The sequence below is a fragment of the Streptomyces sp. NPDC088910 genome (assembly GCF_044749865.1).
Taxonomy (GTDB): domain Bacteria; phylum Actinomycetota; class Actinomycetes; order Streptomycetales; family Streptomycetaceae; genus Actinacidiphila.
On record NZ_JBIVIV010000001.1, the window covers coordinates 870,342 to 882,601 of the forward strand.

At 65.9% G+C, this 12,260-nt stretch carries 4 protein-coding genes; 1 reads left to right on the forward strand and 3 read right to left on the reverse strand.

Translation table 11 applies throughout. The annotated features are described in order from the left end of the window. Positions 1-186: 186 nt before the first annotated feature. The 3 genes from ACIP4Z_RS03655 to ACIP4Z_RS03665 are packed head-to-tail and all read right to left on the reverse strand — an operon-like array spanning position 187 to position 11,463. Positions 187-7,242 carry a polymorphic toxin-type HINT domain-containing protein gene (locus ACIP4Z_RS03655; protein WP_401304808.1) on the reverse strand — a complete coding sequence of 2,352 codons (7,056 nt, stop codon included), beginning with the start codon at positions 7,240-7,242 and terminating at the stop codon, positions 187-189. After that, positions 7,208-10,771, reverse strand: coding sequence for a LamG-like jellyroll fold domain-containing protein (locus ACIP4Z_RS03660; protein WP_401305047.1), 3,564 nt, complete (start codon positions 10,769-10,771; stop codon positions 7,208-7,210). Before ACIP4Z_RS03660 ends, ACIP4Z_RS03655 begins: the two co-directional genes overlap by 35 nt. Further along, a complete protein-coding gene (locus ACIP4Z_RS03665; RefSeq protein WP_401304810.1) occupies positions 10,771-11,463 on the reverse strand; it encodes a hypothetical protein in 693 nt (230 codons plus the stop codon). Before ACIP4Z_RS03665 ends, ACIP4Z_RS03660 begins: the two co-directional genes overlap by 1 nt. 357 nt (positions 11,464-11,820) lie before the next feature. Between ACIP4Z_RS03665 and ACIP4Z_RS03670 the strand changes: the two genes are divergently transcribed. Next, the gene (locus ACIP4Z_RS03670) at positions 11,821-12,237 is read left to right on the forward strand and encodes an RDD family protein (protein ID WP_401304812.1); all 417 of its coding nucleotides are present in this window, start codon (positions 11,821-11,823) and stop codon (positions 12,235-12,237) included. The last annotated feature ends 23 nt before the right edge of the window (positions 12,238-12,260 follow it).

Here is a 12,260-nt window from a genome sequence, read left to right on the forward strand (position 1 = left end):
CACCCACCTCGGCGACATCAAGTGTCACATGCCGAAGAGTTCTCCAATCGAGGCGCGTGGGCAGCCAAGGAAACGTGATGAGTTCATCATGGAAGGCCGCACAGACGTCAACTGAGGCCACTGAAGCACGACCTGAGGACACCCAGTCCGCCAAGTGCTCACTGTCGATGTAGTTCACGTATAAACTCAGTTCCATGGGAAGTGACTGATCATTTGACGGAAGTCGCCTTCGGTTGCTCCATCAATAATAACAGCCCCACCCTTCCAGCCAGAATTTCGCTTCGGGCCGCTCGTCCTATCCCACCAGTTGACGTGAACGCCCTTGCGCGAGGCGGGGTCGGGATCAAAGTCCATCCGCCAGCCGCGCAGCCCGTCAGGACTCTGCATCCCCGAGGTGTATTTCCCCTTCAGAGGGCCAAGCTCCTGCTGGAAGGGGATGGCGTCATCACCCAGCCCTGCTGACGCACGAGCGATATTCCTCGCTTCATTCAGGCTGGAGACATGAACATGCGGTTCATCAATGATGCTGCAATTGTGGACCAGGACCGGTGTGTTTCCGGCGAGTACATAGTACGTGTGTAGTTGCTCGACGGTCAGGTTGTACATGTCGGCTGCGCCCGGCAGAGGGTGCACGGACTTGATGACGACGTGGGTGTTGCTGGCGGTTTCCAGGGAGTGGCCGGGGGTCAGGCGGGCGGCGGGGGTCCAGGCGTGGGTGGTGTCGTCCCAGAAGGGGTGTTTGGATGTGGTGTGGAGGACGGAGGTGTGGCCTGGAGCGGTTTCCACGGTCAGATCGACGAGGTCGTCGTCGTGATTGACATGTGTGGCCGTGACGGTGCGGGTGCCTTGGTGTTTTCCGGTGTCCGGGTCTGCCGCTTCTACCGTGTCACCGGGCTGAATCTTGCCGATGGCCTTGGCCTTCCCATCGGCGAGCAGAACCTCGGTCGACGGAGTGAAACTGCATTTCCCTGGTTTACTCTTCCCCCATCCGCCGACCGCCCCGTCCTTGCCTGCAGCTCCGAATGCGGCCACCCCGGCCATGATCGTCGAAAGCAGCGAAGATACATTGTGCGGGCAGCCGTGAATCTCGGCGCAGACCGCCATTTTGATATTGCTTAGCTCATATTGGGTGCTGCTGACGTCGTCGCCGCCCACGCAGTAGACGTCCACCTGCCCGTGGCACATCTCCTTGAGATATTCATTCCAATGCTGAATGAATACATATTTCTTGTCCCAATCGGTCGGAATGTCGACTCCTGGGAATATGGTGGAACGCCCGTCGTGGTTGACGTCGTCCCCATGGGCTTCCCTGGCGACCAGGTCTTCGGTGTCGATGTCGTCGCCCCGGGGGTCCGGATTGTCGTGGCAGGCGTATTCACCGGATCCTGCCTGTTGGCTGCACGAACCGCTACTGCCGTCCTTGTCGCTCCGTTGCAGGCCGGTGGGGTCGCTGTAGGTGACCGGGCTGTTGTTGCTGTAGCTGTAGCCGTTCATCTGCTGCGGGTCGGCGGTGTCGAGGATGGGGTCGGCGCTGATGAAGCGGCCGGTGGCGGGGTCGTAGTCGCGGGCGCCTAGGTGGGTGAGGCCGGTGCCCTGGTCGATGGTGCCGCCGATGAAGCCCTTGCTGCCGGGCCAGTTGGCCGGCGGGGTGCCGCGGGCTCCGCCGAAGGGGGTGGAACGGCGCTGCTGCATGGCCAGGTCGGTTGCGGAGATGGCCAGTTGGGCAGTGCCGAGGTGGTCGCCGATGAGGAAGCTGAGTTTGTTGTCGTCGGTGCGGATGGCCTGGGTGCCGCCGCCGAGGTCGTAGTAGCGGGTGGCCTTGGCCTTGATGGCGCCCTTGGTCAGGGTGATCTCGGTGGAGCCGAGGTAGACGGTGGTGTCGGTGGCGGTGCGGGTGATCAGGCGGTTTCCGTCTGCGTCGTAGACGTAGGAGACGACGGTCTTGGTGCCACCGTTTCCGTCGTCCTCGGTGACCTTGGCGAGATGGCCCTCGGCGTCCCAGATCAAGGTCTGCTTGTCGCCGCCGACAGTGCGGGTGGCGGTATTCCCTGTGGCGTCGTAGGTGTAGTAGTCGGCCGCTGTTCCAGTCGCTCCGGTGGTGTCGACTTCGCTGAGAGTGTGCGGCCGCGCCGCTGTCGCGCTCGGATTGATGTAGGCGCGGTGGACGTCGTTGGCCGTCACCCCGTTGGGGTCGTGGAGTGTTTCGGTCTTGCGGTTGCCGCTGAGGTCGTAGGTGTACGACTGCCAGTAGGGGGCCGGTCCGCCGAGAAGCGCGGCGCTGGGGTCGCCGCAGGTGGCGGCCGTCTGGGCCCAGGTCTCGGTGAGACGGCCGAGGTAGTCGTAGGTGAAGCACTGATTGTCGGTGCCGTCGCGCGAGACGTCGTTGATCGAGGTGACGTTGCCGGCTTCGTCGTACCCGTAGGTGGAGGACTTGTCGGTGCCGGGGACGTCCTCGCGGTCGACGCGCGCGTTGGCCAGGCGCTGTGTGCCCCACTGGTAGGTGTTGGTGACCTGGGTCTTCTTGCCGCCGCTTTGGTAGGTGTACTGGAGCGGCTTGCCGGTGAAGCTGTAGACGGCATCGGTGAGGTATGTGGTGCCGCCGGTTCCGGTGAGCTTGACCGGGCGCAGCACGTCGTCGTACGTGGGCACCAGGACGTCGGCGGCCAGGGAGCCGGCCGCGGGGTAGCCGGTCGACTGGAGTGTGCCGTTGGCGTTGTACTTGACGTTGGTCTGGTATGACCCGGCCAGTGTTTCCTCGCCGGTGACCGACGGGATAGTGGTGGTGATCCGGTTGGGCCGGTAGAGGGCGTCGTAGATGTTGTACGTGGTGGTGTACGCGGTCCCGGTGGCTCCGCCGACGTAGCGGGTGGCGGAGGCGAGTTGGCCTTTGTAGTCGGACGGATCCCAGACGTGCCTGGTCAGCAGCGGTCCGGTCGCGGTGCCGTCATGGGTCTCGGTCTCGCGGCCCAGGCCGTCGTACACATGCGTGATCGTCTGGTGGTTGGCATCGGTGGTGGAGACGAGCTGGTTGCGGTCGTCAAAGACCGAGGAGGTGTCACCCTTGTCCGGGTCGTGCGCGCTGGTCTGGTTGCCACGCTGGTCGTATCCGTAGGACCAGACAGTGCCCGACGGGTCGGTGATCTTCTCCAGCTTCCCGGCGGGCGTGTAGCCGTAATGGGTCGTGTCGGCCGCTCCGGTGGGGGTGGCTGCGTGGTACTGGAGCAGGTCGGTGGTTCGGCCGCGTGCGTCGACCACCGTGGTGGTCGGAGTGGCTCCCCTCGGCGGCGTGACCGTAACGCGGTCGCCGCCGTACGTGGTGCTGGTGGTTGCCAGAATGCCACCGCCGCCGCTGTTGCCCGAAACCTGCTGGGTCTGGACGACGCGGCCCAGGCCGTCGTAGGTGTTGCGGGTCTGGGTCTCGACACCGAGAGCGTCATCGAGCTTCAGCAGTTCTGTGGAAGGCGCGCTGGTGTTGTAGTACGGAGCGAAGGTCATGACTGCCTGGCCGCGCTCGTCATAGAAGGTGTCGGTGACCAGGCGTCCGCCGTTCGGGCCGGGCGCCTGGGTCTGCCGCGGCTGAAGGAACCCGTCGTACAGGGCGTAGGAGGTCTGCTGCCCGGCGTCGCTCTTGAGCGTTTTGGTGGCGACCGAGATCGGTTTGGTGTCGGTGATGGTGTAGACGAACTGGTAGTTCGGGATGTCGCTGTTGGCCTTGGACCGGTCGGGCAGCCAGACCTTCAGACTGCGGCCGAGGGCGTCGTACGTCATGTCGGTGCGCTTGTTATTGGTGTCCAGCGCTGTGAGGGGCAGGCCGCGCAGCGTGTCGTAGGTGGTCTTCGTCGCCTGTGAGGTCGACGCCGTGCCTGGCACCGCTGGCGGCGAAGTCACGGTTACGGTCGTCGGAAAGCCTGTCGCCGGGGCGTAGGCCGTGGTCATCGTCCGACCGTCAGTGCGGTTGGTCCGGACCGGGCTCGTGGTTTCGGTGGCGGTGACAGTACCGGTGAGGTCCGTCGCGGTCAGAGGCCGACCGTAGGTGCTGTCGTATGTGGCGCCGGCCTCAAGGTAGGTAGCTTTGCTGCCGTCATGGCTTTTCAGGGATGCCATGTGGGTGGCGTCGCCCTTGGTGGGCGCGACACCGTAGTCGAGTCCGTCGTAGGCCGTGCGGACATCGGAGAGAACGTCCTTGGCCCGGTTCGGGGTGGCGGAGCAGTTGACGGCAACGGTCTCGCTGCGCGCGACGGCGGTGAGCAGCCACACGCTGGTGTTGTCCGCGTAGGTGACGCGGGTGCACTGATCGTCGGCGGGAGTGCTTTCGTCACCGAAGTCATCGGTCTTGACGACGCGCCCGGCGCTGTTCTCGAAGCTGTTGACCTTGTAGGTCTGCCGCCAGGTGGTTCCCGCGCCGTTGTCCAGCGAGGCCCAGGTGCGAGTGTTCGCGGTACCGGTGAGGTCGGCCGTGGTCGTGCCCCAGTCCCGCACCCGCTTGGCCGTCTCGTGGAACCAGGGGGTGTTGACGGTCTTCGACAAGACCTTGCCGCCCGGCGCGCTGTACTGCTCGGTCTTGTACTCGAAGCCCGCCACCGGGTCGCTGTCGGTGATGGTGCCGCCGTGGTCGTCGGAGACGGTGACCGGGTTGGTGCCGCCCTTGTCGCCGTCCATGCCTCGCAGGAAGTAGTGGTCGGTCTGGGTCTTCATACCGACCGGGTCCTGACCGCCGGTCTGGACCCGGACGTGGCCGTAGCCGCGCCAGGTCGACCAGGTCTTGTACTTCTCCTTGGTGAGCCCTTCATCGTCGTCGTAGTGCCAGGCCGCCCCGTCGAGGTAGGAGTAGCGGGTGACCATGTCCGGCGACGATTTGGTGCGGTCGGTCCGGACGACGGTGTCGACGACGTATTTGTTGAACCACTGCAGAGTGGGATCCGTGTCGCCCTGCTTGGTGAAGTAGACCGGGAAACAGCGGGTGGTGTTGGACGCCGGCGTCGGCAGGTGGGCAGCGTCGCAGGTGGCCGCGGAGTAGGTGACGTCGAGTTGTCCGCCGGATTCGTCGACGACTGTGGCCAGCCGCTCCTTGATGAACGGTGCCGTGTCGTCGCCGGGTTGTTTGAGGCGGTTGGTGCGCTGGTCGTATCCGAAGGTGACCGGCGGCAGGGAGATGTTCGGAGTGGCCGACTTGCCGGTGTGCTTGACCGACTTGAGGAGCAGTTGGTAGTCGATGTCCGCCATGCCCCAGCCCTGGTCCAGGTGCCAGGTGTCGATGGGGTTGTAGCCACTGCTGTCCGGCTTGAGGACTTGGGTGGTGACGTCGGTGAGGCGCTTGCGGGTCCAGAACGTGGGGGACGCGGACTTCGTGCAGTCCGCGCCCGCGGCGCAGTTCAGGTCCCACGGGGTGTCGTACCAGTAGAACGACTTGTCGTTGATCGTGCCCGCGTCGCAGGTGACGCCGGTTTCGGGGATGCAGCGCTCGGCTGAGGCGAAGTCGACACGGGCGAGTGCCTTGGCGGAGTAGACGGAACTGTCCCGTAGCCCGTACTCGATGTGGTCGAGGCTGCCGCCGCGGTCGTACGCGGTTTCGTCGGCGGGCTTCAGGTTGCGGGCGTAGGTGTTGGTCTCCTTGTTGTAGAAGTAGGCGATGGCGTTGCCGTGGACGTCGACCGCGTAGTCGAGATTCCAGCGCCAGCCTTGCTGGCACCAGGAGTTGGCGAATGTGGCCGCGTTGCAGGGCTCACCGGAGTCGTCGCCGTAGACCGGCACGGTCCAGGCCGAGTTGGTGACTGCGTTGCCGGTGGCCCAGCCGGGCAGCCGGTTGTAGCCGAAGTAGTAGCGGGTACCGTCGGTGGTCGTCACCTTCCAGTACTCGTCGTTGCGCGCCCCGTTGGCCCGGACGTTGTTCGTGTCACCGTAGACGCGGTCGATCTTGGTGCCGTCGTCGCCCTTGAGACGGAAGGTGTTGGTTCCCGTTGCGATGAGCTCTCCTGCGTGCCCGTTGAAGGAGAGCGTCGCGTTGTCATAGGCCCAGCACAGGTCGCCGGGAGCCTTCCCGTCGGCGTTCTTCACGTTGTCGTCGGCGCATGGCTTGTAACTGCGCTCGATCGAACCGGACCAGAGGTTGAAACCGTCGCCGGCCCAGGACGCCTGATTGTTGGAGTTGGACGTACGTCCGTCCAAAGAGTCGGAGGAGTAGGCGAGCTTGACAGTCGGAGTGAATTTTCCTGGCACATCCGGTGTGGGCATCGGATAGGACCAGGTGAAGTCACCAGTGTTCAGGTTGGCGTTCCACGTCGCGGACGACGACAGCGGCGTCGCCTTGTAGTCACCGTGATCGCTCGATGTCCCGGTGGCCACGGCGAGCAGCAGCGACTGGCCCGCGGCAGGCACGCCTACCGATGCCGCGGTAAGGCTGTGGGCAGCCGGGTCGTTGCGGGCCGGAACGGGAGTACGCGTGGAGCAGGACGGCTCTTCAGGCGTGGTGGCCGCGCAGGCCGGGAGCTGCACCAGTCGGACCCGGGCGGCGTAACCGCCTCCGTAGGCCTGGGAGAAGGCGCTGTAGTCCACGGTCAGTCCCACCGCGTTCCCGCGGGCTGCGTTCTGGCGGCTGACAGAGAAGAGCATGCCGTCCACGCCGGCCCGCTGGGCGGCCTGATGGTCAAGCACCCGCACGGTGGCGGCGCCTTCCAGGGGCGTACTCGCCGTCTTCGCCCGGGCGGTCTGTGCGGTCGCGGTGGTGAGCGCCACCGCGGTGCTTCCGGCGCGGACGGCGGTGGCGGTCTTTCCCGGGGCGGGGAGTGTCACCTGCGCGGTACTGGCCTTCGGCCAGTTCTGTTTCGGCGTCCGCTGGGGGATGCCAGGCGCACCCTTGGTCTGGCGGGGTGCCATCTTCACGTCGTGGCCGCTGAGTGCCTTCTCCGACGCCGGGATTCCCGGCATGTCGTCGGCTTCCGCCACAGGGAGGACCGCCCCTTGCAACAGGGTGGCGATCAGGGCGCCGGAGACGACTGCGGCGATCCTGCGGCGAATCCGTCGTCTCATGCCCGCAGAAGTCGTCGCTGTCCTTGCCCGCTTCATCATGAAATCCGTCCTGGGCCGCACAAGCCATGCCCCCTCGCCCCGGTTCGGGGCAGTCCGCCGAAAGGTCGTGGTCAAAAGGGTGGTACTGGGACTGCTCTGCGGGGTGGCCGCACAGTTGGTGCGGCCACCCCGCCATGGCCGGTCAGGGGCCAGGGTTGGTGGGGATCGCGTTTCCATTGGCCAGAATTGCGATCTGCTCGTCGTTGGCGGCGCCTTGGAAGACCCACACGTCGTCGATCGCGCCCGACCAGTTCTCGCCGAAGACGCCGCCGTTCAGGGAGCGCCCGATCTGCAGGCCCTTGGTCGCGTCGAAGGGATGCGCGTCGGAGTTCCAGGACACCTTCGTCGTACACGTCGGGTCGTTCTGCGTGCCGTCGCCGTCGTCGTCCGCACACACCGACTGACGCAGTCCGCCGTCGACGTACAGGCGCATCTGCGCAGCGAAGGCGTCGTAGACCACGGTGATGTTGCTCCAGCCGTCGTCCTGGAAATTGGTGTGCTCTGCGAGAGAGTGTTTCGCGGCGCTGTCGTCTGTGGTGGCCATGTCCAACTGCCATCGCCCGGCGTTCGGGTCGTCCGGGTCAGGGACGTAGCGCACGGCGAAGGCGGAGTTCTTCACACCCGCCTGGCTCAGCACGGTCCGTGGCGATGTCGGCCGCGGTCCTTTGACCCACGCGCTGACGGTGAAGCTGGTGTTGGTGTGAATCGGCGAGGCGGCAGTGGAGGCGTAGCTGCTGCTCGTGCCGTCCAGCTTCAGGCCGCCGGAACCCACCATGTAATTGGTGCTGTCGGTGTCGATGTGGGCCCCGGCTCCGAGGGTCAGCGGGTGCCGGTCCGCCGCGGTGGGCAGGTCATCGGGAGACGTGGACCCGGTGGCGGTGTCCAGCGTCCAGCGGCCTTCCACGATCGGCCTGGACCGGTACAGGTCGGACACCTCGGGACCGGACAGCGCCCGGTCGAAGAGCTGGACGTCATCGATCTGTCCGGGGAAGAAGTCCCCCGCGACATGGTCGAATGAACTCGCACCGATCTGTACGCCGCCAGTGCTGTAGAAGGGGGTGGCGAAGCTGGTGGTGGTCACATGGACGCCGTTCACGTACAACTGCATCTCATCGGCGATACCGTCATAGGTGCCGACCAACTGCGTCCACACACCGGCCGGGGATTTCGTTGTGTCGCCTTGTGCGGCCCGGACCAGTGTGGCGCTGGGAGCGTCCGTGGTGAACTGGCCGAACGTCCAGCCGAGTGCGTTGGAGTAGTAGATCTCGAAACTCGGACGTGAGGACCCTGCCTGGGTCACGACGACCGCGCCGTGGTCGGGCTTGACCGAGAGCTTCGCCCACGCCACCACGGACATACTGTCGACTGCGTTGACGTGCGGGAACGTAGTGGCCGCGTAGTCGTCGACTCCGTCGAGCGTCAGTGCGTTGCCGTAGACACCTGGTTGACCGGGCGTCGCCCCGCCCTTGTACGCGGCGGCCTGCACGTCTGCGTGTCCGCTGATCACCGTGGTGGCAGCGCCGTCGTCCTGCGTCGCTCCCTCGTCGAGGGAGAAGACGGCTCGGGCTGGGCGTCCGGTGTCCAGCGGCTGCTTGTTGGCCAGCCTGGTGACGTCGTTCTGTACCAGGGGCTTGTCGTAGATCCGTACGTCATCGATGGACCCGGGGAAGAAGGAGGTCGGGCTTCCGCTGTGGGAGCCCGCGCCGATCTGCAGTCCTCGGCGGGCGTCCCATGGGGTGGCGTACGCCTTCGTACCCGCCACGGCCCCGTTGACGTAGAGGGTCATCAGATCCGCCGCCGAGTCGTAGACGCCCGCCAGGTGAACCCACTCGTCCGCATGGACTCCGCCACCTGCCGCTTGTGCCGCCTCGACCGGTGTCGCCGTCGTGGCGTCGGCCGTGTACTGGTTGAACGCCCAGCGGTCGGTCGTCTTGTTGTAGTACAGCTCGAACCCGGGGCTGTTGTTGCCGGGTTGCGCGGCCACCACCGCCGAGGAGCCCGGCATCGTGGACAGATTCACCCACGCGGCGACCGAGAACCCATACGACGTGTGCACCGTGGGGATGTCGGAGTACAGGTAGTCGTCGATCCCGTCGAACGTGACCGCATTGCCCACGGCGCCCGGAACACCCAGCGTGGGGTTGCCCGCGATGTCGAGTGTCCGCTCTCCGCCACTGCCTTCGGCGGCGGTCGCACCGGCCGGGTCGTCCAACTTCCACGCGGCCCTGGCCGGCTGGCCGGCCTTCACCTTGAACATGTACGACGTCGGCGCGCGCTTGTTGCCCAACGAGTCGAGTGTGGAGGCATAGACGATGTTGACACCGGATTTCGTGGGGCGGAACTTGATCGTCTTGGCCGCGCCCGCGGTGGTGGTGATCACGTTGGCCGATGACGGCTCTTCGTTCACCCCGTACCAGTACTTCGTGGTGCTGCTGTCGGTGGGAGAGGAGATGGTGAAGGTGCCATACCGGCCGACACCGTCATAGCTCGGGTCCAGCGGATCGTTGACGTTGATCGGCGGGTAGTCGCCGGAGGTGATCGTCGGGCTTGCCGGTGCGCTGGTGTCGTAGACGAAGTAGCAAGCGGTCGCGGCCCCGTCGTACGACCAGGGGGAGTAGCTGTACCGATTTTCCTCGTCGTAGTCCGCCACACGTACCGTCCACCCGATCTTGAGGTTCTCCGGGATGGTCGAGGGGAGGGCGATCGAGAAACTGGAGCCCGAGGCCTTGGCCGTCGTCCACGCTGACGTCCAGTGCGTCGTCCGGTTCGTACCTCTGCTCGCATCCCACAGAAGCGCGAACTGAACGGCGACGTGGTCTCCGTCGGGGTCGGTGACGTTCACCGCCGAGACCGTGGGCACAAACCGCGTGGAGCTCCCGAGCGGATTGCACGTCCCGCCCGGATTCATCGACAACTGCGACATCTTGATCTGCGTCGGCGGCTTGTTGTACTTCACCCGCAGGAACGCGTCGTCGGAGAACCGCTTCCACGCGTACTTGTCCCCCTCTTCCGTCGCCTTGAGACCGAACGTGGCCGTGGAAGAGCCGTGAGAGACCGCGTACTTCACACCGTCCGTGGCCTCGAACTCCACGTCACCGGCCGGGCATCCCGAACCGCCGCCCTTGGCGACATCGGCCGTGCCGAGCGCGTCTGCCCAGAATCCGCTGGCGAGCTGCGTGTTCCACGTCGTCGACGAGCTGATCGGCTTGGTCCGCCACAGCTCGACCACGCGTTTGTCGCAGCTCGCCGAGTGCGTCTCATGCCCGACGAAAGTGGCCTTGACGATCGTCTTGCCGATGAACTTCGACGTGGAGAACTGGTAGAACAGCCGCTTCAGGTCGTACGGGGCGCAGTAGTCCCAGCCGCAGTAGCCGACACCCGCGTCGGAGTCCCCGTTGAACCGCCACTGCGGTGAGGACGCCCAGTACCGCGAGACCATCGTCCACGACGACGCCTTCGGCGTGTACGTCTGCGGGTCGATGAACACCGGGAAGCGGGTGCCCGCGTCGGCCAGCATGTTCTGGTCGGGCGTCAGATGCAGTTCACTGCCGTCGGCCGACACCTCGACATCGATCGGCGCGACTGCCGAAGCGTCACCGGGACCGTGCTCATCGGCCGCTCCCGCCGTCTCCTCGGCAGAAGCCGCCCGGCTTCCTGCGGTCTTGGTGGCCGTCTGCGTGCCCGTCGGGCTCGCCGAGTCCCACATCACCGGCTGCGGTGCCTCGATTGCGAACCGCCGCCCGCCTCGTCGGTCGCCTCCAGGCCACCGTAGGCCGACTCGGCCAGACTCAGCCCCTGCGTCTGAACTCCCAGTTTCAGTTGGGCGAGCGCCGGGTTCTTCGCCGCTTCGGCCGGCATCCGCAGATCGATGTCAGGGAAAACGTTCTCGTACGTGGCCGTGTCCCCGTCGAGCGTCGGCACGGGGAGCAGCGCGGGCCACGTGTACGCCAGCTTCTTGCCCGCGTTGTCCAGCGACACCAACGGGCTGCTGCCGCCGCCGGAGAAGGTGATCCCCACGGTCGTCGCGTTCGGGACCACCGTTCCCTGCGCCGTCGCGGTCAGAGTGTTGTCAACCGGCTGCCACCCGCCGCGAATCCGGGCACGCACCGGCCGGACGTGCTCCACCACCTCGAACTGGCCATCGGCCGTGGCGTACGTCTCGCTCGACTCCGACCGCAGCGACGTGATCTCCACATCTGCCCCGGTGGACGCGGCCTGTGCCTTCGCGGCGTCCTCGGTGAGGGCCGAAGCGGCCTTTCCCTGCGGGGACTTCTCCGCTGTCTGCGAAGGAGGAGCGGCGAACGCCTGCCCGCCCGCACACAAGGGCGCGAGGCCGCCCGTCACCATTACCGCCGCCACGGCAGCAATCAACGACCTGCGCGCACGCCTGCTCAGCACAGAGCTCTCCCCCACCCCAGCCCCAAAGTCCCCACCCGGAGCCACAGAATTCCCACAAGTTCGCAGATCTTACATGTGATGTACATGCTCAGGTCAAGGGTGCATAAAGGGGTCTTCTGGCGGGTGGGCGGACGATGGAGACCACGGGCATATCCGGAGGGAGTCCTTCCATGCGGAGGGGGTGATCGCTCGTGGGCATGATCTGCTTTACTCCACTCCGTGGATGACAGAGGGGCGTCTCAGCCTGGCGGTGGAAGTAGCGGCGGAACGGGCGTGGACGGGGTGCTTGCGCCGCAACAACCGGGCTCGGGAAATGAGTTGCCGGAATATCCCCGTGGGGGGCCTACGGATCAGGCTGTGTACGGGCAGGTGCCGGTGGGCGGGATGCCGCCACTGGCGTCGTGGGGCCGACGGGTAGCGGCGGCACTGATCGACGGCATCATCATGTACGTGCCCGAACGCATCGTCTGGTACGCGCTGGGCAGCACGCCGGCAGCCGCCCAGTGGGGCGCGCTTCTCGTCCTCCTGATTGCCATCGGCCTGAGCTACGTGGCGGGCACCACCGGGCAGACCCCCGGAAAAAAGGTGGTCGGCATCCACCTCCTACGCGAGGCCGACGGGCAAGTCCTCGGCGTCGGGAGGGCCTTCGGCCGCTGGCTCCTGCACATCCTCGACGCCGTCTGCTGCGGGCTCGGCTATCTGTGGCCGCTGTGGGACGAAAAGCGGCAGACCTTCGCCGACAAGATCGTGCGCTCCGTCGTCATCAAGCCCTGACAGCCGCAGGCGCGACAGCGGGG

Excerpts from the sequence above, each read along its gene's own strand:
- ACIP4Z_RS03655 (WP_401304808.1), bottom strand. The coding sequence starts at position 7,242 with ATGGAAACGCGATCCCCACCAACCCTGGCCCCTGACCGGCCATGGCGG.
- ACIP4Z_RS03660 (WP_401305047.1), bottom strand. The coding sequence starts at position 10,771 with ATGTGGGACTCGGCGAGCCCGACGGGCACGCAGACGGCCACCAAGACC.